Here is a 20,668-nt window from a genome sequence, read left to right on the forward strand (position 1 = left end):
GTTTTCATGCGGCAAAGCGCCGCTTGTCGTAAAAATATTCACTATTTATGCATTATAAGTGAATATCTCCATATTGTAACTCATTGATATTCTGTTACCCAAACCCATTTATGCATTTTTATCGCTGGCTGGCACGAACGCTGCAATCTACATTCACAGTGCAAACACTCAATTATTTAACATTTAAACAACCTTTTATTTACCGGATGAGGTCGCTATGTCTCTGTCAGTTACGCGTGAAAATTTCGATGAATGGATGATGCCGGTATACGCTCCGGCGGCTTTTATTCCGGTACGTGGGGAAGGCTCTCGCCTGTGGGATCAGCAGGGCAAAGAGTATATCGACTTTGCAGGTGGGATTGCGGTGAATGCGCTGGGGCATGCAAACCCGGCGTTGCGGCAGGCGCTGAATGACCAGGCGGCGAAATTCTGGCATACCGGCAACGGTTATACCAACGAACCGGCATTGCGTCTGGCGAAGAAGCTGATCGACGCCACCTTCGCAGAAAAAGTCTTTTTCTGTAACTCCGGCGCGGAAGCGAACGAAGCGGCGCTGAAGCTGGCGCGCAAATATGCGCACGATAAATTCGGCGCGCATAAGAGCGGCATCGTAGCCTTTAAAAATGCTTTCCATGGCCGCACGCTGTTTACCGTCAGTGCGGGCGGTCAGCCCTCATATTCTCAGGATTTTGCGCCGCTGCCGCCGGATATCCGTCATGCGGCGTATAACGATTTACACTCTGCCAGCGAGCTGATTGACGACACCACCTGTGCGGTGATTGTCGAGCCCATGCAGGGGGAAGGCGGCGTCATGCCCGCCCAGAAAGCGTTCCTGCAAGGGCTGCGCGAGCTGTGCGATCGGCATAACGCGGTCCTGATTTTTGACGAAGTCCAGACCGGCGTGGGCCGCACGGGTGAGCTGTATGCCTACATGCACTATGGCGTGACCCCGGATGTGCTCTCAACAGCCAAAGCGCTCGGCGGCGGTTTCCCGGTGGGGGCGATGCTGACCACCGAAAAATTCGCCAGCGTGATGACCGTGGGCACTCATGGCACCACATACGGCGGCAACCCGCTGGCAACCGCTGTCGCCGGACAGGTGCTGGATATCATCAACACCCCTGAGGTGCTGAACGGCGTGAAGCAGCGTCACCAGTGGTTTGTTGAGCGACTCACGGCCATTAACAGCAAAACTGGCCTGTTCAAAGAGATCCGCGGTCTGGGGCTGTTAATAGGCTGTGAGCTTGCCCCTGAGTTTGCCGGCAAAGCGAAGCTGATTTCACAGGAAGCGGCAAAGCAGGGCGTAATGGTGCTGATTGCCGGTGCTAACGTGGTGCGCTTTGCCCCTGCGCTGATCGTCAGCGAGGAAGAGGTCAGAACTGGCTTAGATCGTTTTGCGCTGGCCTGCGAACAGGTGAAGTCCGGGGTGTCATCATGATGGTCATCCGTCCCGTTGCGCACGGCGATCTCGCCGGGCTTATGCAGCTTGCCGGTAAGACAGGGGGCGGGCTGACCTCGCTGCCTGCTGATGAAAAAACGCTGTCGGCGCGCATTGAGCGCGCCCTGCAAACCTGGCAGGGGACGTTGCCAAAAAGCGAACAGGGCTATGTGTTCGTGCTGGAAGATACCGACACGGGAACCGTGGCGGGGATTTGCGCTATCGAGGTGGCCGTCGGGCTTAATGATCCGTGGTACAACTACCGCGTCGGCACGATGGTCCACGCCTCGAAAGAGCTGAACGTTTACAACGCGCTGCCGACGCTCTTCCTCTGTAATGACCATACCGGCGCCAGCGAACTCTGCACCCTGTTTCTCGATCCGGACTGGCGCAAAGAGGGCAACGGTTATCTGCTCTCCAAATCGCGCTTTATGTTTATGGCCGCCTTTCGCGACCGCTTCAACGAAAAAGTGGTCGCGGAGATGCGCGGCGTGATTGATGAGACGGGCTACTCGCCGTTCTGGGAGAGTCTGGGCGAACGCTTCTTCTCCATGGAATTTAGCCGGGCGGATTACCTGTGCGGCACCGGTCAGAAGGCGTTTATCGCCGAGTTGATGCCGAAGCATCCTATTTATACCCATTTCCTAACGCCAGAAGCGCAGGCGGTGATCGGCGAAGTTCACCCGCAAACCGCCCCGGCCCGCGCGGTGCTGGAGAAAGAGGGATTTCGCTACCGTAACTACGTCGACATCTTCGACGGCGGCCCGACGCTGGAATGCGACATTGACCGCGTTCGCGCCATCCGTAAAAGCCGCCTGGTTGAGGTTTCAGAAGGCCAGCCCGCGCCGGGCGAGTGGCCAGCCTGCCTGGTCTCGAACGAGAATTACACCAACTTCCGCGCCATGCTGGTGCGAACCAACCCATCATGCGAGCGTCTGGTACTGACGGCTGCGCAACTGGATGCCCTGAAATGTAACGCTGGCGACACGGTTCGCCTGGTGCGGCTCTGCCCTGAGGAGAAAACAGCATGACTCTATGGATTAACGGTGACTGGGTTACGGGCGAAGGTGACGCGCGGACAAAAACTAACCCGGTCGGCCAGGAGGTGCTCTGGTCTGGGAACGACGCAAGCGCCGGGCAGGTTGAGCAGGCCTGTCAGGCTGCACGCCGCGCGTTTCCGGCGTGGGCGAAACGGCCATTCTTCGAGCGCCAGGCGTTGGTTGAGAAATTTGCTGCGCTGCTGGAGGCCAATAAAGCCGAGCTGACCCGCATCATTGCCTGCGAAACCAGTAAGCCGCGCTGGGAGGCAACAACCGAAGTCACGGCGATGATCAACAAAATTGCGATATCGGTGAAGGCGTACCATACCCGCACCGGCGAGCAGCATACCGAGATGCCAGACGGCGCGGCCACGCTGCGCCACCGTCCGCACGGGGTACTGGCGGTGTTTGGCCCGTATAACTTCCCCGGGCATCTGCCGAACGGGCACATTGTGCCTGCGCTGCTGGCGGGGAATACCGTCATCTTCAAGCCGAGTGAGTTAACCCCCTTAACCGGAGAAGCAGTGGTAAAACTCTGGGAGCAGGCGGGGCTGCCGCCGGGGGTGCTGAATCTGGTGCAGGGCGGGCGTGAAACCGGTCAGGCGCTGAGTGCGCTGAGCGACATTGACGGTCTGCTGTTTACCGGCAGTGCCGGAACGGGCTATCAGCTGCATCGTCAGCTGGCGGGGCAACCGGAAAAAATTCTGGCGCTGGAGATGGGCGGCAACAACCCACTGATTGTGGAAGATCCGGAGGATATCGATGCCGCGGTCCACTTGACCATTCAGTCGGCGTTCATTACCGCCGGACAGCGCTGCACATGCGCCCGCCGCCTGCTGGTTAAGCGCGGCGCGCAGGGGGATGCGTTCCTGAAGCGTCTGGTGGAGGTGAGCGCGCGTCTGGTTCCCGCGAAATGGGATGCCGAGCCGCAGCCGTTTATCGGCGGGCTGATCTCCGGGCAGGCGGCGCTGAACGTACTGAAAGCGTGGCAGGAGCACGTGGCGCGCGGGGCGAAAACCCTGCTGGAGCCGAAGCTGGTTCAGCCGGGCACGTCGCTGCTGACGCCGGGGATTGTTGAGATGAGTGCGACGAGCAACGTGCCGGATGAAGAGGTCTTTGGCCCGCTGCTGTGCGTCTGGCGCTATGACGATTTTGAGTCGGCGATCGAGATGGCCAACAATACCCGCTACGGCCTGTCGAGCGGCCTGATATCGCCGCATCGCGAGAAATTCGACCAGCTGCTGCTGGAAGCGCGCGCCGGGATCGTGAACTGGAACAAACCGCTGACCGGTGCGGCGAGCACTGCGCCGTTTGGTGGCGTAGGGGCGTCGGGCAACCATCGCGCCAGCGCCTGGTATGCCGCCGATTACTGCGCGTGGCCGATGGCAAGCCTGGAAACCCCGGCGCTGACGCTGCCGGAGACGTTGAATCCGGGGCTGGATTTTACTGAGGGTGACGCCCATGAAAGCGCGTGAGGTTAACTTTGACGGCCTCGTGGGGCTGACGCACCACTATGCCGGGCTGTCGTTCGGTAATGAAGCCTCGACGAAGCACCGTTTCCAGGTCTCGAACCCGAAGCTGGCGGCGAAGCAGGGGCTATTGAAAATGAAGGCGCTGTCAGATGCCGGTTTCCCGCAGGCGGTGATCCCACCGCAGGAGCGCCCAAACGTGGCCGTGCTGCGCCAGCTGGGGTTCAGCGGTACGGATGAACAGGTGGTGGAAAAAGCAGGCACGCAGACGCCACACCTGCTTTCCGCAGCCAGTTCAGCCTCCTCGATGTGGGTGGCGAATGCCGCCACCGTTGCGCCGTCGGCGGATACGCTGGACGGCAAAGTGCATCTGACCGTTGCTAACCTGAACAACAAATTCCACCGCGCCAGCGAAGCGGAGACCACCGGGCGCGTGCTGCGCGCCATTTTTAATCATGATGCGCATTTCGAGGTACATTCGGCGCTGCCGCAGGTCGCGATGTTTGGCGATGAAGGGGCGGCAAACCACAACCGTCTGGGCGGCGACTATGGCGAGCCGGGTTTGCAGCTGTTTATCTATGGACGGGAAGAGGGCGGCCACGCCGCGCCGGTTCGTTATCCGGCGAGACAAACCTTAGCCGCAAGCCAGGCGGTTGCGCGGCTGAACCAGGTTAATCCTTCTCAGGTGATTTTTGCCCAGCAAAATCCGCAGGTGATCGACCAGGGCGTGTTTCATAACGACGTCATTGCCGTTTCCAACCGTCAGGTACTGTTCTGCCACGAGCAGGCGTTTGCCCATCAGGAAAAGTTGCTGGCCACGCTGCGCGAACGCGTGCCGGGATTTATGCCGATTCAGGTGCCCACGCAGGCGGTAAGCGTGCAGGACGCGGTCGAAACGTATCTGTTCAACAGCCAGCTGCTGAGCCGGGATGACGGCAGCATGATGCTGGTGCTGCCGCAGGAGTCCCACAACCATCAGGGCGTCTGGCGCTATCTCAGCGAACTGGTGCAGGCGGATAACCCGATTGATGAACTGCGCGTGTTTGATCTTCGGGAAAGTATGGCCAACGGCGGGGGACCGGCGTGCCTGCGACTACGCGTGGTGTTAACGCCGGAGGAATTGCAGGCCGTGAATCCGGCGGTGATGATGAACGACACGCTGTTCAATACCCTCAATGACTGGGTGGACCGCTATTATCGTGACCGTCTGGTTCAGGCCGATCTGGTTGATCCGCAGCTGCTGCGCGAAGGCCGCGAAGCGCTGGATGCATTATCAACCATCCTGCAACTGGGATCGGTTTATCCGTTCCAGCGCTAAGGAGACGATATGGAAAACTTACTGGCGCTGACGCTGGCCGAAGAGACACCGGAGCGGCAAGAGGGGGCAGGCCCTTCGTTCCACTGGCGATGGCTGGGGCCGGGCGTGCTTGAACTCACGCCGACGGGGAAATATAACCTGTCGCTGCTGCTTTCTACCGGCATTCACGGAAACGAAACCGCGCCCGTGGAGATTGTCGAACTATTGCTGCGCGCGCTGTATCGCGCAGAGATCACGCTGCACTGCCGTCTGCTGGTGGTACTGGGAAATCCGCCTGCGCTGGCGCAAAATAAACGGTATCTCGTGAGCGACATCAACCGCATGTTTGGTGGTCGCTGGGCGCAGTTTCCACAGAGTGATGAGACGACTCGCGCGCAATGGCTGGAGAAGGTGGTCACGGCGTTTTTTGCCGGGGCGGGGGAAACGCGCTGGCACCTTGATCTGCATACGGCCATTCGCGCCTCGTACCATGTGCGTTTTGGCGTGTTACCGCAGCGTCATCAGCCGTGGGATGAGGCGTTTCTGACCTGGCTTGGCGATGCGGGGCTGGAGGCACTGGTCTTCCACCAGACACCAGGCGGCACGTTTACCCACTTCACCTGCGAGAATGTTGGCGCGTTATCCTGCACCCTGGAGCTGGGAAAAGCGCTGCCGTTCGGGCAAAACGACCTGACGCGTTTTACCCCTACGCATCAGGCGCTCCGGGCGTTGCTAGCCGGGGTTGCGCCGGAACCCACCCGGGAACCCGTCGTGCGCTATCGGGTCGTGCAGCAGATCACGCGTCAAAGCGAGGCTTTCCAGCTTCATATGGCACCCCATACGCTGAACTTTACGCCGTTTCGCCAGGGCGTCCTGCTGGCGGAAGATGGTGAGACGCGCTATGCGGTACAGAAATCCACGGAATATGTTTTATTTCCTAATCCGTCGGTCGCGTTTGGTTTGCGAGCAGGTCTGATGCTGGAAAAAATGCCCTGAACGTCTCCCCTCGCGCAGACCGGAGGGGAAATGAAGAATAAATTTCTTAGCGTTAAAAGCGCTCTGGTATTGTTTGCGGAATATTCCTGGAGAATTGCTTTATTATTAAACGGCACTTCGCTATACTTCTCCATAATCTCTTTAAAATCATCCTGTTGAATATTTTTGTTTCATCTCTCCACGCTTTTTCCTTAATTTCTCCACAATTGGCGAAAAGTTGTTTTTTACACTTTCATTGTTTTACCGTTGCTCTGACTAATTGACGATAAACGCCGTAAAGTTAATCTCGTCAACACGGCATAGCGCCGAAGAATAACTGAAAGTAAGGAAAGACATTATGCGTAAATTAACTGCACTGTTTGTTGCCTCTACCCTGGCTCTGGGCGCTACCAGCATGGCGTTCGCCGCCGATACCGCGACCACTACCGCCGCGCCGACGGAAGGCAAAATGATGATGCATCATAAAGGCAAGCCGGGTATGCACCATGAGATGATGATGTTTAAAGATCTGAACCTCACCGATGCGCAGAAGCAGCAGATCCGCGACATCATGAAAAGCCAGCGTGACCAGATGAAACGTCCTCCGCTGGAAGAGCGCCGCGCAATGCATGACATCATTGCCAGCGACAGCTTCGATAAAGCAAAAGCGGAAGCGCAGATCGACAAAATGGCCGAGCAGCATAAAGCACGCATGCTGGCCCACATGGAAACCCAGAACAAGATTTACAACATTCTGACGCCGGAACAGAAAAAGCAATTTAATGCCAATTTTGAGAAGCGTCTGACAGAACGTGCAGCGCCGGAAGGTAAAATGCCTGCACCAACCGAATAATCGGTTCACTCTCTTAAGACCGCCGGGCTCCTGTCTACAAAAGCGAAAACGCTGTGGACAGGACCGGCGGTTTTTCTTTTATCCCATGCCTAAGGTCTGGCCTGACTGCTGCCGATAATACGTCTGTGAAAATGCCCTGGCGCACGGTGCGTCCTTCAGGAGTGGTCATGGAATTCTTTGATATCCGTAAAATGCCGGTCAGTCTCTGGCGTAATGGTGCGGGTGAGACGCGTGAGATTTGCTGTTTTCCTCCCGCGACGCGGGATTTTTTCTGGCGGGCCAGTATTGCCTCCATCGCCAGTAACGGCGAATTCTCGGCGTTCCCGGGCGTTGACCGGGTGATTACGCTGCTGGAAGGCGGCGAGGTGACCCTGGATGCAGGCAGGGCGTTTTGTCATACTCTGAAGCATCACCAGCCTTACCGATTTGCGGGCGATCTGGCGGTGAAAGCCGTGCTCACAGAGGGGCAGATGTCGATGGACTTCAACATCATGACCCGACGGGATTGCTGCCAGGCAAAGGTGCGCGTTGCTACCCGAACGTTCACTACCTTCGCGTCACGCGGTGGGGTGGTCTTTGTCTTAAGTGGCGCCTGGCAACTGGGCGACAAATTACTGACCGCCGATCAGGGTGCCAGCTGGGAAGCGGGCAGTCATACCCTCCGTTTACTGGAAACGAAGGGGTCGCTGCTGTTCAGTGAAATTACCTGGCTGCCGGGTCACTGAGGACGATGATCTCATATTTTCCGGTTAATAATGGCTTACAGAGAATTTTGTAACCATCCTGATCGAACCCGGCAGGGGTGCGCAGCAGGGCGGTAGCGTCATCCAGGCTTTCAACGGCGCCAAGCCAGAGCCAGTTGCGGATGATGTGATAATGCGTCATCGCATCGCGGGTTTCTTTCAGCGCCACCGCGCCTTCCCACGGCCAGCAGTTAACGCTGATAGAGGCCAGGCCCGCCATAAACCGGGCATGATGTTCTTCAACGCTCTCTTTTCCACAACACGCCCCGGCGCAGCGTTTCAGCGCGGAGCGGAAACAGGCGCGACCGCGGGTGGTGGCTTCCAGTCCTAACAGGCCGTAACAAAGCTGTAATTCATCAGCCAGGGATTGCAGGGTTTGCAGTGCGGCACGTTTGTTGGCAAACAGACCGTAAAGATTGGGTTCATGCGAAAAATCCACTTCCCGGGCATAAACAACCTGCGGTTTTCCTGCGTTAACCTGCAAGGAACACAGCTGGCGGTTGCGGCGCAGGCGTTTGTTAAACAGCGGCTGCTGTTCCTTGATGAGCCGGGCTTCGAGCAGAAGCGCGCCCAGTTCGCCTGCCGTCTCGATCCAGGTGATCCGCCGGGACTGCCTGAGCATCGATGCTTCATCCGGCGTACGCAGGTGCGACATCACCCGGCTGCGGATATTCACGCTTTTGCCGATATAGAGCGGCATGGTATCGCTGTCGCCGTGGAAGAAATAGACGCCAGGCTGTTTAGGCAGAGCCTCAAGCCAGGGGCGAAGATGCTCGGGATATTCGTAGATAGCCGCCGCTTCAAACTCAAGACGCGGGGCGGATTGACGCCTGCTCACATACTGCTCCATATACTGTTCAGGCATACAGTGTAGCAGGTGTTCGGTGGTTAAAAAAGAGCCGGGTGGCGGTTACGCCTTACCCGGCCTGTAAAACTGAGTTACCGTTTTGCTTTTACTTTTTCCAGAAATCATCAAACACCGTAATCGGCGGACGGCGCTTGTGCTCGGTTTTCAGATACCAGCCTTCGATAATTTTGGCGGTACCTTCGTCGAGCGTTTTGCCTTCCAGATAATCATCAATGTTGTCATATGTGACGCCCAGCGCGGCTTCATCCGGCAGGGAAGGGCGATCGTCCTCCAGGTCCGCCGTTGGCGCCTTCTTATACAGGTGCTCCGGGCAGCCCAGCGCCGCCAGCAGCTGCTTGCCCTGACGCTTGTTCAGGCGGAAGAGGGGGTTGATATCCGTGCCGCCATCGCCGTATTTGGTGAAGAAGCCGGTGATGGCTTCCGCGGCGTGGTCGGTGCCGACGACGACCCCTTTGGTCATCCCTGCGATACTGTACTGCGCTTTCATGCGCTCACGGGCTTTCTCGTTGCCGCGAACAAAATCGCTCAGTTCAATACCGGCTTCACGCAAGGCCTGCTCGCTTGCCAGTACCGAACCTTTGATGTTTACGGTAAGAACACGGTCCGGCTGAATAAACGCGATCGCATCCTGACAGTCCTGCTCGTCGGCCTGCACGCCATACGGCAGACGTACGGCAATAAATTGCAGCGCGGTGTCACCGGTCTCGTCACGCAGCTCGGAGATGGCCATCTGGCTCAGCTTGCCGGCCAGAGTGGAATCCTGACCGCCGCTGATACCCAGCACCAGCGTCTTCAGGAAAGGGTGTGCAGACAGGTAAGCTTTCAAAAAATCAACGCTACGACGGATCTCTTCATTGGCATCAATCGCAGGTTTCGCGCCCAGCGCCTGAATAATTTCTTGTTGCAGAGCCATTACGCCCTCCCTATGCAGAACCAAACAGAAAGTGTGATCTGTTAAAACTAACCCTTTGTCGGGGAAACGACAAGGATCACAGTTTTGAGTGTACTGTTTTACAGCGATTTAGCAGCTTACCGTTGTTTTATTAGAATTTTCCGAAATTCGTCTGGCGTAACTCGCAAAGTTGAACAATAGTAATTTTTATCCCATGCTTAGTTAACACGCTGATAAACAAGAGGACGGAATATGAACAAGAACGTAGCAGGAATTTTAAGCGCAGCGGCGGTACTGACTATGCTGGCAGGGTGTACAGCTTACGATCGCACCAAAGATCAGTTCACACAGCCAGTGGTAAAAGACGTCAAAAAAGGCATGACGCGTTCCCAGGTTGCAGCCATTGCCGGTAAACCTTCTTCAGAAGTTACTATGATCCACGCGCGTGGTACCTGCCAGACCTATATTCTGGGTCAACGTGATGGTAAGGCAGAGACCTACTTTGTCGCCCTGGATGATACGGGTCACGTGATCAATTCTGGTTACCAGACCTGTGCCGAATACGACACCGACCCACAGGCACCTAAGGCACAGTAAGCCTGCTTGCCTGAGAGCGTTAACAAACCGGCCGGAAGGCCGGTTTTTTTATGCATACGTGAATCTTATTTCTTGGCGCGAATTATTTGCCTGAAATGTGAAGGTAGTCAACAAGCCAGGTCAATGAGAGACAATTTCAGTCTATCCAGAATTATCCCCTCCCTGTACCATTGCGTATACTCACTTCAACGATAAACAATGTTCAGCACACTGCCCGTCAGCCAGGATAGCGAGTCGAGTGATAGCGAGACGGCGGGTAGCCAAACAAGAGGGAAGTTATCATGGAAAAGAAACATATCTATCTGTTTTGCTCTGCGGGCATGTCCACTTCGCTGCTGGTTTCCAAAATGCGCGCTCAGGCCGAAAAATATGAAGTCCCTGTGGTGATTGAGGCGTTTCCGGAAACGCTGGCGGGCGAGAAGGGTCAGACAGCCGACGTTATTTTACTCGGGCCGCAAATCGCTTATATGCTGCCAGAAATTCAGCGTCTGCTACCCAATAAGCCGGTCGAAGTGATCGATTCCGTTTTATACGGCAAGATTGATGGTTTAGGTGTATTAAAAGCTGCCGTTGCGGCGATTAAAAAAGCTGCTAATTAATTTTTTATTTTTCCCGTCAAAGAGTTATTTCACACACAATACGCCGTAACGGTCGTTGCGGCCTTTAAGGGTATTTTCCTATGAGTAAAGTCATCGCTTCACTTGAAAAGGTACTCCTTCCTTTTGCTGTTAAAATAGGAAAGCAGCCTCACGTTAATGCCATTAAGAACGGCTTTATTAAATTAATGCCGTTGACATTAGCCGGGGCAATGTTCGTTTTAATTAACAACGTTTTTCTGAGCTTTGGAGAAGGTTCCTTTTTTTATTCATTAGGAATTAGGTTAGATGCTTCAACTATTGAAACCCTTAATGGTTTAAAAGCCATTGGCGGCAACGTATACAACGGTACGTTGGGTATTATGTCGCTAATGGCGCCTTTCTTTATTGGAATGGCGCTGGCGGAAGAGCGTAAAGTGGATCCGCTGGCGGCAGGCTTACTGTCCATTGCCGCGTTCATGACCGTCACACCGTACAGCGTGGGCGAAGCTTATGCCGTTGGCGCCAACTGGCTGGGTGGGGCAAACATCATTTCCGGTATTATTATCGGGCTGGTGGTGGCCGAAATGTTCACCTTCATTATTCGCCGTAACTGGGTTATCCGCTTGCCGGATAGCGTTCCGGCCTCTGTTTCTCGTTCATTTTCCGCGTTGATTCCGGGCTTCATTATTCTCTCCATCATGGGGATTATTGCCTGGGCGCTCTCTCACTGGGGCACAAACTTCCACCAGATCATTATGGACTCTATCTCAACGCCGCTGGCGTCGATGGGTAGCGTGGTCGGTTGGGCGTATGTCATCTTTACCTCCCTGCTGTGGTTCTTCGGCGTGCATGGTTCACTGGCACTGGCGGCGCTGGACAGCGGTATTATGACCCCATGGGCACTGGAAAACGTCGCGCTTTACCAGCAGTACGGCTCCGTCGATGCGGCGCTGGCGGCCGGTAAAACCTTCCATGTGTGGGCGAAGCCGATGCTTGACTCCTATATCTTCCTGGGCGGTACCGGGGCGACGTTGGGTCTGATCATCGCGGTCTTTATTGTTTCTCGCCGCGCCGACCATCGTCAGGTTGCGAAGCTGGCCCTGCCGTCAGGCATCTTCCAGATTAACGAGCCGATCCTGTTTGGTCTGCCAATTATCATGAACCCGGTGATGTTCATTCCCTTCATCCTGGTTCAGCCGCTGCTGGCCGCGATTACGCTGACGGCGTACTACCTGGGCATTATCCCGCCGGTGACCAACATTGCGCCGTGGACGATGCCGGCTGGTCTGGGCGCGTTCTTCAACACCAACGGTAGCGTGGCGGCCTTCCTGCTGGCGATATTCAACCTCGGGATTGCAACCCTGCTCTACATGCCGTTCGTGGCGATTGCGAACAAGGCCGCAACGGTTATCGATGAAGAAGAGAGCGAAGAGGATATCGCCCTCGCACTGAAATTCTAAAATTGCACGGCGCGGGGCAACCCGCGCCAGCGGAAAGGAGCTTAAAAAATGTTAGATTTAGAGAGTATCGTTGCCGAAGAAACCGCAGAGAACGATCTGGAAGAGGTGGTGATGGGCCTCATCATCAACTCCGGGCAGGCACGCAGCCTGGCGTATGCGGCTCTTAAGCAGGCTAAGCAGGGCGACTTCGTTGCCGCGAAAACCATGATGGAGCAGTCCCGTACGGCGTTAAACGAAGCGCATCTGGTGCAGACGAAGCTTATCGAAAGCGACCAGGGCGAAGGGAAGATGAAAGTGAGTCTGGTGCTGGTACATGCGCAGGATCATCTGATGACCTCCATGCTGGCGCGCGAGCTGGTAGCGGAGCTCATCGAGCTTCACGAGAAGATGCAATAAGTCAGGATGAAGTAGCAGGAGGTCAGCACGATGGAAATCAAAACCGCACATGAGCAGCAGCTGTTTAATGGCAAGAATTTTCACGTGGTGATTTACAACAAAACGGAGAGCGCCAGCGGTCTGCACCAGCATGACTACTACGAGTTCACGATTGTTCTGACCGGCCGCTACTATCAGGAGATCAACGGTAAGCGCGTCCTGCTTGAGCGTGGCGATTTCGTCTTCCTGCCGATGGGATCTTATCACCAGAGCTTTTATGAGTTTGGTGCGACGCGCATTCTGAACGTAGGCGTGAGCAGGCGTTTCTTCGAGAAGCATTATCTGCCGCTGGTGCCGTTCTGCTTTGTGGCGTCACAGGTGTATCGCGTTAAAAATGAGTTTATGACCTGGATTGAAACGGTTATCGCCTCGCTGAATTTCCGCGACAATGAATTTGATGAATTTATTGAAACCGTGACGTTCTACGTCATGAATCGCCTCCGCCATCACCGTGAAGAACAGCAGGTGGTGGATGATATTCCTCAGTGGCTGCGTAGTACCGTGGAGCTGATGCACGACAAAGGACAGTTCAGCGATAACGCCCTGGAGAATATGGTGGCGCTGTCGGGTAAATCGCAGGAATATTTGACGCGCGCCACGCAGCGTTATTACCGTAAAACGCCTGTGCAAATTATTAATGAAATCCGCATTAACTTTGCCAAAAAACAGCTGGAAATTACTAATTACTCTGTCACCGATATCGCTTACGAATCGGGTTACAGCAGTCCCAGTCTGTTTATTAAAACCTTTAAAAAATTGACTTCATTCACACCGAACAGTTACCGCAAAAATTTAACGGTAATTAATTAACTTTCGGCGGTTTATCCGCCAGGAACAGTGACGTAATGGCTTGCCCAAATAGCGGGAAGAGCACGCTATACCTTGCAGGCGATTAACCTGATACGCTAAGGGAGATATTATGCAACAGAAATTAAAAGTCGTAACCATTGGTGGCGGCAGCAGCTATACCCCGGAATTACTTGAAGGTTTCCTGAAACGGTATCATGAATTACCGGTCAGCGAATTATGGCTGGTGGATGTTGAAGAAGGTCAGGAGAAGCTGAATATTATTTTTGAACTGTGCAAACGCATGGTTGAAAAAGCGGGCGTGCCCTTAACCGTGCATAAAACGCTGGATCGTCGCCTGGCACTGAAAGATGCTGACTTCGTGACCACGCAGCTGCGCGTCGGCCAGCTGAAGGCGCGTGAGCTGGACGAGCGCATTCCGCTGAGCCATGGTTATCTGGGCCAGGAAACCAACGGGGCAGGTGGCCTGTTTAAAGGCCTGCGTACTATTCCGGTCATTTTTGACATCATTAAAGACGTGGAGGAGATCTGCCCGAACGCCTGGGTGATCAACTTTACCAACCCGGCCGGGATGGTCACCGAGGCAGTCTATCGCCATACCGGTTTCAAACGCTTTATCGGCGTCTGCAATATTCCGATTGGCATGAAGATGTTCATCCGCGATGTACTGGAACTGACCGAGCACGATGATCTGTCCATTGACCTGTTCGGCCTGAATCACATGGTCTTTATCAAAGATGTGATTGTGAACGGGCAATCGCGCTTTGCGGAACTGCTCGACGGCGTCGCCTTTGGTCGCCTGACTGCGGCCTCGGTGAAAAACATCTTCGATCTGCCGTTCAGCGAAGGGCTGATCCGCTCCCTGAATCTGCTGCCGTGCTCGTATCTGCTTTACTACTTCAAGCAGAAAGAGATGCTGGCCATTGAAATGGGCGAATACTACAAAGGTGGCGCACGCGCTCAGGTTGTGCAGAAAGTAGAGAAGCAGCTGTTTGATTTGTATAAAGATCCGAACCTGAACGTCAAACCGAAAGAGCTGGAGCAGCGCGGCGGGGCATACTATTCAGATGCGGCGTGTGAAGTGATTAACGCCATTTACAATGACAAGCAGGCCGAGCACTATGTGAACGTTCCCCATCACGGGCACATCGACAATATCCCGGCAGACTGGGCCGTTGAGATGACCTGCATCCTTGGACGCGAGGGTGCAAAACCGCATCCCCGCATTACCCACTTCGACGATAAGGTGATGGGGCTGATTCACACCATCAAAGGCTTTGAAGTGGCGGCGAGCAATGCTGCCCTGAGCGGCGAACTGAATGACGTGCTGCTGGCGCTGAATCTCAGCCCGCTGGTGCATTCTGACCGTGACGCTGAAAAACTCGCGAGTGAGATGATCCTGGCGCATGAAAAATGGCTGCCAAACTTTGCTGCAACGGTTGAGAAACTGAAACTCACACACCGTTAAGAGGAGGCGCGATGGAAAACCTGCTGATCGTCAATGCCGATGATTTTGGCCTGTCAAAAGGGCAGAACTACGGCATTATTGAAGCCTGTCGCCGGGGCGTCGTGACCTCTACAACAGCGCTCATCAACGGTGAGGCGGTGGAACATGCGGCGCAGTTAAGCCGTGAGCTGCCCGAGCTGGGCGTGGGCATGCATTTTGTGCTGACGCTTGGGTTGCCCCTTTCACCGATGCCGGGTCTGACGCGCGAGGGAAAACTGGGGAAATGGATTTGGGAAATGGCGGAGCAGGACGCTCTGCCGCTCGATGAGATTGCCCGCGAGCTGGAGTGCCAGTTTAACCGCTTTGTGGATGTGTTTGGCCGCGAACCTACCCATATTGACAGCCATCATCATGTGCATATGATCCCGGCGATTTTCCCGCTTGTGGCAGAGTTTGCGCAACGTAAAGGCGTGGCGATGCGCGTGGATCGTGAGGTGCGCGGGTTGCCGGACGTCGCGGTGACGTCAACGGAGGGGTTCAGCAGCGCATTTTATGGCGACGAGATCGATGAAGCGCTGTTCCTGAAGGTGCTGGATGACTCCGCCGCAAAAGGGGAGCGCTCGCTTGAGGTAATGGCGCACCCGGCGTTTGTCGATGAGATAGTACGTAAGAGCGCCTACTGCTGGCCGCGTCTGGCAGAACTGGATGTGCTGACATCGGCGTCGTTAAAGTATGCGATTGCCGAGCGTGGGTATCGTCTGGGGACGTTCAGGGATCTTTGAGGCAAAGCCCGGTGGCGAGGTAAAAGCAAAACGGTAACCTTTTGGTTACCGTTTTTATTGTTTTCTCCCTCTCCCAGGGGAGAGGGCCGGGGTGAGGGCTTCAGGTTTTTTACGCCGGTATCTGGTCAATCTTACTGCTGCGCGACCACACGCGGTGCGCGGCGAGCAGGTCAAACAACCGGGTCATAAACGCATCATCGACGTTATCACCTTCGACAATGCCTTCTTCCCCTTGATCCGGTACCTTCAGCAGAGTTTTAAACTTCCGCGCATCGCCTGCCAGAGCGATTGGCTTCAGGTGCTTATAGGCTTCCAGCAGATAATAGGCGGCATCACCGTTACCGAGCAGGCTCTCAACGTCGCCGCACGGCATAATCACCGCATCAACCGTCAGCGACGGTGCTCCGGCGAAGGTCGCGGCAATCGGCAGGACGGAGCCATCATCGGCCGTCACTTCACCCATGCGAGAGTAAAGCAGTTTGGCATGTACGCCCTGGGTTTTGAGCGCCCGCATGATCCCCAGTACGTCGCTGGCGCGCGGTTTATCGTTCAGCAGAATAGCCACTACGCGGCCTTTAATTGACCCGCCAGGTACCGCGTACAGGCTCAGGGACGGATCCTTCTTCAGCCCGTTCACGTCTTTTGGCGGTGCGGCATGGCATTGCTCATCGGTGAGCGTGATGCCGAGATTATTCGCCACGCCCTGAGCAAGCTGGATATCAATATGCGCCAGATGGTCGACCACGCGCTCGCGAATGTAGGTACGCACCACTTTGCTCAGCTCAAAGCTGAAACCGCCGATAATGTGCTGCTGTTCAATCGGGGTCTGGCTGTTCCAGAACAGGCGAGGCTGAGCGTAATATTCGCCGAATGACGGGCTGCGCTCGCGAATTTTTGTTCCGTCCACGCGCTCCTGATACGACTCGAATCCGCCACGTTTTGGCCCCGGCGGGGTTTCACGCGGCCAGTTATCGTTAATGGAGTTTGGCTCGTAGTTCGCCGGGTTGGTATCGATATCCTGGCGATGCATCCCGTCACGCTGGAAGTTATGGTACGGGCAGGTCGGACGGTTGATAGGAATTTCGTGGAAGTTCGGTCCGCCGAGACGGCTGATCTGCGTATCGGTATAAGAGAACAGACGGCCCTGGAGCAGCGGATCGTTGGTGAAATCCAGCCCCGGCACAATATGGCCCGGGTGGAACGCAGCCTGCTCATTCTCCGCGAAGAAGTTATCCGGGTTGCGATTAAGCACCATTTTGCCCACCAGCTGAACCGGCACCAGCTCTTCGGGAATAAGCTTGGTCGGGTCGAGCAGGTCGAAGTCGAATTTGAACTCGTCCTCTTCCGGGATCAGCTGTAACCCCAGCTCGTATTCCGGGAAATCACCGGCTTCAATGGATTCCCACAGTTCGCGACGGTGGAAGTCCGGATCGCGCCCGGTCAGCTTCTGTGCTTCATCCCACACCAGGGACGCTTTCCCCGCGACCGGTTTCCAGTGGAAACGCACAAACGTCGCTTTACCTTCAGCGTTAATCAGACGGAAGGTATGAATACCAAAGCCTTCCATGGTGCGATAGCTGCGTGGGATCCCCCGGTCAGACATCGCCCACATCACGTTGTGAAGTGTTTCCGGTTGCAGGGAGACGTAGTCCCAGAAGGTGTCATGCGCACTTTGTCCCTGCGGTATGGCCCAGTGTGGCTCTGGTTTTACCGCATGGACAAAGTCAGGGAATTTATGCGCATCCTGAATGAAGAAAACCGGGGTGTTATTCCCGACGAGGTCGAAAATGCCCTCTTCGGTATAGAATTTGGTGGCGAAGCCGCGGATATCACGCACCGTGTCGGCCGAACCCGCGCCGCCCTGTACGGTAGAGAAGCGCACAAATACCGGTGTAATTTTGTTCGGATCGGAAAGGAAATCCGCCTTCGTGATCTCCTTCAGGCTCTTGTACGGCTGGAAATAGCCGTGCGCCGCAGAGCCGCGAGCGTGAACGATACGTTCAGGAATACGCTCATGGTCGAAATGGGTGATTTTTTCCCGCAGGATGAAATCTTCCAGCAGCGTCGGGCCGCGCGTTCCGGCGCGCAAGGAGTTCTGATCATCGGCGATGCGCACGCCCTGATTGGTGGTCAGCGCATAGCCTTCACCCCCTTTGCGGTGCGGGTCGAGAGATTTTAACTTTTCGTTGTCCGCATCGGGTGACTTCATGCTTCCCGGTGCAGTAGGTTGCTCGCCCGGCGCGGAGAGGCCCGGCGACGGTTTATGAGAGCCATCCGCAGGGGCGAGTGAGTCCATTCCCGGTTGAGATTCTTCGGTGCCATGAATAGGGGATTGATGGGGTTTATCATTGTTCGACATTGCACGATTCTCCTTTGTTCGTTCCTGAAAACCCTATTAAGGATAGAACAATGTGATGAATTAGCAGGCGAACTAAGCGTTTTCAGAGGAAGTGATTAGCGAAAGGAGCCATCTGCCACATGTCAGGCGCGACGGGTGGGGGGAGAATCGGCTATGATAGAAATTTCCTGCTTTAAGAATTTGCATTAGTGAACCCGTCGCTTATGAAACCTCTTCGTCAACAAAACCGCCAGGTTATTAGCTATGTGCCCCGCGTTGAACCCGCGCCGCCTGACCATGCCCTGAAAGTGGATGGTTTTCGCGATGTCTGGATGTTACGGGGTAAATACGTTGCCTTCGTGCTGATTGGCGAGCACTTCCGTCGCTCCCCTGCGTTTACGGTGCCAGAATCGGCGCAGCGATGGGCTATGCAGACCCGCCAGGATGAAGAGGTTGAAGAATAACAGCCATAAAAAAACCGCCCTCAGGCGGTTTTTTTATTTCGGCCGTGATTAACGATGGGCCAGTTCCGCATCTTCTTCACTGTCGAGAATTGTTTTGTCGGTCTGCTTCAGCCACTGGCTGGTCAGGGTACCGGCGGTCATTGAGCCACTCACGTTCAGGGCGGTACGACCCATGTCGATCAGCGGTTCAACAGAGATCAGCAGGGCAACCAGCGTCACCGGCAGTCCAAGCGCAGGCAGAACGATCAGCGCAGCGAAGGTCGCGCCGCCGCCCACGCCCGCAACACCGGCGGAGCTAATGGTCACGATACCGACCAGCGTCGCAATCCAGACCGGATCCAGCGGATTAATCCCCACTGTTGGGGCAACCATTACGGCCAGCATCGCCGGGTAGAGACCCGCACAGCCGTTCTGCCCGATGGTGGCGCCAAAGGAGGCCGAGAAGCTGGCGATAGACTCCGGTACGCCCAGACGACGGGTCTGTGCTTCGACGTTCAGCGGGATAGATGCCGCGCTGGAACGGCTGGTAAAGGCGAAGGTCAGCACCGGCCAGACTTTACGGAAGTATTTCAGCGGGCCAACGCCGTTCACCGCCAGCAGAATGCCGTGCACAACAAACATGATGCCCAGACCGAGGTACGAGGCAATCACAAAGCTGCCAAGCTTAATGATGTCTTGCAGGTTAGAACCTGCAACGACTTTGGTCATCAGCGCCAGGACACCGTACGGCGTCAGCTGCATGACCAGACGCACCAGCTTCATCACCCAGCTTTGCAGGGTATCGATGGCCGTCAGAACGCGCTCGCCTTTCGGCGCATCGTCCTTCAGCAGCTTCAGCGCAGCCACGCCCAGGAATGCCGCGAAGATCACCACGCTGATAATGGAGGTTGGGCTTGCGCCGGTCAGGTCAGCAAACGGGTTCTTCGGAATGAAGGAGAGCACCATCTGCGGAACGGTCAGATCGGCCACTTTACCCACGTAGTTGGTCTCAATCGCCGTCAGACGCGCGGTTTCAGCGCTACCCTGCACCAGACCTTCAGCAGTCAGGCCAAACAGATTGGTTACCAGCACACCCACCAGCGCTGCAATCAGCGTGGTGAAGAGCAGGGTACCAATGGTCAGGAAGCTGATTTTACCCAGTTGAGAGGCATTGTGCAGGCGGGCTACGGCGCTCAGAATAGAGGCGAATACCAGCGGCATAACGATCATTTGCAGCAGCTGTACATAGCCGTTACCGACAATGTTGAACCACTGAATGGAGTCTTTCAGTACCGGGCTGTCGGAGCCGTAAATAGCGTGTAAGGCCAGGCCAAACACCACGCCCATGACCAGACCGACCAGTACCTTTTTCGCCAGGCTCCACTGTTTGTGGCGAGCCTGGGCGAGAAGCAATAGCAATACGACGAACACAACAATGTTCGCGATGAGTGGAAAATTCATCCCCGTTCTCCTGATTTATTATACGGTCGGTTTTTACCGAACCTGTTGGCGCAAGGTTATCAGAAGTGTGATGTCACGCTTATATCCATATGGAATGGTTTATGACAAAAGTGATTATATTGTCGGTTTAATGTTCAATCTGGTGATTAATAAAACGATTGAACTGAAATTGCAGCGAGTTGATCATCTGCGATGACCAGCGCACTGCACCATTTTCGGGCAATGTCTGCGGCATCCAGACGGCATACGCAAACAGCGCCATGCACAGAACGCGCTCCAGCTGGTTGCCTTTTTGCGGCACGAGGATTGGCAGGCGGAAACGCCAGCGGCAGGGCCAGAGCAGCGGTACGCCCGCTGGCGTCAGCATATCGGCGAGGATATGGCTTAAGTAGCCAAGCACCATGCCCTGAATGGCATCCGCCGGGACGATCCAGCTCTCCGGAACCTTTAAATAGAAGAGTGTAAGCAGGCCAAATACGGCCAGCAGGCTGTGGGTAAACCCGCGATGACCAAAGGCTCTGGCGATGGGCTTTGAAATCCACTTTAGCCGCTGGCCAAGGAATGACTTTGGATGATCTATGTCCGGCAGCAGGCAGGTAAGTACGGCGGAAGGGACAATATGCCACCAGTCCCCCTGTGCCAGCACAGGGGTCAGTTCAGCGTTTTTGGCAAACACTGCACAGGCAAGTGAAAAAAGCAGGTGGCCTTCCGCCGTCATGATAAAACCCGGTAAACTGTCGATTCA

Annotated in this window: 20 protein-coding genes; 15 read left to right on the plus strand and 5 right to left on the minus strand. The window is 55.4% G+C overall.

All coding sequences use genetic code 11. From position 1 onward, the window contains the following. The first annotated feature begins 217 nt into the window (after nucleotides 1-217). The 7 genes from DD597_RS03225 to ves all read left to right on the plus strand — a co-directional run bounded on the left by DD597_RS03225 (nucleotide 218) and on the right by ves (nucleotide 7,797). Complete coding sequence (locus tag DD597_RS03225; protein WP_022650886.1) at nucleotides 218-1,438, plus strand: aspartate aminotransferase family protein; 1,221 nt, start codon at nucleotides 218-220, stop codon at nucleotides 1,436-1,438. After that, complete coding sequence (gene astA, locus DD597_RS03230) at nucleotides 1,435-2,469, plus strand: arginine N-succinyltransferase (protein ID WP_022650887.1); 1,035 nt, start codon at nucleotides 1,435-1,437, stop codon at nucleotides 2,467-2,469. Before DD597_RS03225 ends, astA begins: the two co-directional genes overlap by 4 nt. After that, entirely contained in the window at nucleotides 2,466-3,953 is a 1,488-nt protein-coding gene (gene astD, locus DD597_RS03235) for a succinylglutamate-semialdehyde dehydrogenase (RefSeq protein ID WP_129255948.1), read from the plus strand. Before astA ends, astD begins: the two co-directional genes overlap by 4 nt. Continuing rightward, the gene (gene astB / locus DD597_RS03240) at nucleotides 3,940-5,265 is read left to right on the plus strand and encodes an N-succinylarginine dihydrolase (protein ID WP_022650889.1); all 1,326 of its coding nucleotides are present in this window, start codon (nucleotides 3,940-3,942) and stop codon (nucleotides 5,263-5,265) included. The genes astD and astB overlap by 14 nt, the downstream gene beginning before the upstream one ends. Before the next feature lie 9 nt (nucleotides 5,266-5,274). After that, nucleotides 5,275-6,240 (plus strand): succinylglutamate desuccinylase, encoded by a 966-nt coding sequence (astE, locus tag DD597_RS03245; protein WP_022650890.1) that lies wholly within the window; start codon nucleotides 5,275-5,277, stop codon nucleotides 6,238-6,240. Between the two features lie 337 nt (nucleotides 6,241-6,577). Beyond that, nucleotides 6,578-7,072 (plus strand): ATP-independent periplasmic protein-refolding chaperone Spy, encoded by a 495-nt coding sequence (gene spy, locus DD597_RS03250; RefSeq protein ID WP_015570753.1) that lies wholly within the window; start codon nucleotides 6,578-6,580, stop codon nucleotides 7,070-7,072. Between the two features lie 167 nt (nucleotides 7,073-7,239). Next, nucleotides 7,240-7,797 carry an environmental stress-induced protein Ves gene (ves, locus tag DD597_RS03255; protein WP_022650891.1) on the plus strand — a complete coding sequence of 186 codons (558 nt, stop codon included), beginning with the start codon at nucleotides 7,240-7,242 and terminating at the stop codon, nucleotides 7,795-7,797. Here ves and cho read toward each other — a convergent pair. Continuing rightward, nucleotides 7,775-8,653, minus strand: a complete 879-nt coding sequence (gene cho / locus DD597_RS03260; protein ID WP_072139661.1) for an excinuclease Cho — start codon at nucleotides 8,651-8,653, stop codon at nucleotides 7,775-7,777. The two genes, ves and cho, sit on opposite strands and share 23 nt — an antisense overlap. Nucleotides 8,654-8,768: 115 nt before the next feature. After that, nucleotides 8,769-9,596 carry an ammonia-dependent NAD(+) synthetase gene (gene nadE, locus DD597_RS03265; protein WP_003857837.1) on the minus strand — a complete coding sequence of 276 codons (828 nt, stop codon included), beginning with the start codon at nucleotides 9,594-9,596 and terminating at the stop codon, nucleotides 8,769-8,771. 231 nt (nucleotides 9,597-9,827) lie between these two features. On the opposite strand from nadE, the gene osmE reads away from it, so the two are divergent. The 7 genes from osmE (at nucleotide 9,828) to chbG (ending at nucleotide 15,681) form a co-directional block, all read left to right on the plus strand. Then, nucleotides 9,828-10,172: an osmotically-inducible lipoprotein OsmE gene (gene osmE / locus DD597_RS03270; protein ID WP_003857836.1), complete on the plus strand. Its 345-nt coding sequence runs from the start codon at nucleotides 9,828-9,830 to the stop codon at nucleotides 10,170-10,172. A 281-nt stretch (nucleotides 10,173-10,453) separates the two neighbouring features. After that, complete coding sequence (gene chbB, locus DD597_RS03275) at nucleotides 10,454-10,771, plus strand: PTS N,N'-diacetylchitobiose transporter subunit IIB (protein WP_015570750.1); 318 nt, start codon at nucleotides 10,454-10,456, stop codon at nucleotides 10,769-10,771. Nucleotides 10,772-10,851: 80 nt separating this feature from the next. Continuing rightward, nucleotides 10,852-12,210 (plus strand): PTS N,N'-diacetylchitobiose transporter subunit IIC, encoded by a 1,359-nt coding sequence (chbC, locus tag DD597_RS03280; RefSeq protein WP_032609028.1) that lies wholly within the window; start codon nucleotides 10,852-10,854, stop codon nucleotides 12,208-12,210. A 48-nt stretch (nucleotides 12,211-12,258) separates the two neighbouring features. Further along, the gene (gene chbA, locus DD597_RS03285; protein ID WP_003857835.1) at nucleotides 12,259-12,606 is read left to right on the plus strand and encodes a PTS N,N'-diacetylchitobiose transporter subunit IIA; all 348 of its coding nucleotides are present in this window, start codon (nucleotides 12,259-12,261) and stop codon (nucleotides 12,604-12,606) included. A gap of 30 nt (nucleotides 12,607-12,636) precedes the next feature. Next, on the plus strand, nucleotides 12,637-13,455 hold the full coding sequence (chbR, locus tag DD597_RS03290; protein WP_017384663.1) for a transcriptional regulator ChbR: 819 nt from the start codon (nucleotides 12,637-12,639) through the stop codon (nucleotides 13,453-13,455). Nucleotides 13,456-13,564: 109 nt separating this feature from the next. Further along, a complete protein-coding gene (locus tag DD597_RS03295; protein ID WP_129255949.1) occupies nucleotides 13,565-14,920 on the plus strand; it encodes a 6-phospho-beta-glucosidase in 1,356 nt (451 codons plus the stop codon). 11 nt (nucleotides 14,921-14,931) lie between these two features. Then, nucleotides 14,932-15,681, plus strand: coding sequence for a chitin disaccharide deacetylase (gene chbG / locus DD597_RS03300; RefSeq protein ID WP_022650895.1), 750 nt, complete (start codon nucleotides 14,932-14,934; stop codon nucleotides 15,679-15,681). Nucleotides 15,682-15,790: 109 nt separating this feature from the next. On the opposite strand, the gene katE is transcribed toward chbG, so the two are convergent. After that, entirely contained in the window at nucleotides 15,791-18,040 is a 2,250-nt protein-coding gene (gene katE, locus DD597_RS03305) for a catalase HPII (protein WP_022650896.1), read from the minus strand. A 188-nt stretch (nucleotides 18,041-18,228) separates the two neighbouring features. Between katE and cedA the strand changes: the two genes are divergently transcribed. Then, complete coding sequence (gene cedA / locus DD597_RS03310) at nucleotides 18,229-18,483, plus strand: cell division activator CedA (protein ID WP_071785203.1); 255 nt, start codon at nucleotides 18,229-18,231, stop codon at nucleotides 18,481-18,483. Nucleotides 18,484-18,531: 48 nt separating this feature from the next. On the opposite strand, the gene tcyP is transcribed toward cedA, so the two are convergent. Then, complete coding sequence (tcyP, locus tag DD597_RS03315; RefSeq protein ID WP_023324494.1) at nucleotides 18,532-19,923, minus strand: cystine/sulfocysteine:cation symporter; 1,392 nt, start codon at nucleotides 19,921-19,923, stop codon at nucleotides 18,532-18,534. Nucleotides 19,924-20,050: 127 nt separating this feature from the next. Continuing rightward, entirely contained in the window at nucleotides 20,051-20,641 is a 591-nt protein-coding gene (locus DD597_RS03320) for a metal-dependent hydrolase (protein ID WP_015570742.1), read from the minus strand. Between the last annotated feature and the right edge of the window lie 27 nt (nucleotides 20,642-20,668).

Source organism: Enterobacter cloacae complex sp. 677-3DZ2D5B (genome assembly GCF_004136695.1).
Classification (GTDB): Bacteria; Pseudomonadota; Gammaproteobacteria; order Enterobacterales; family Enterobacteriaceae; genus Enterobacter; species Enterobacter hormaechei_C.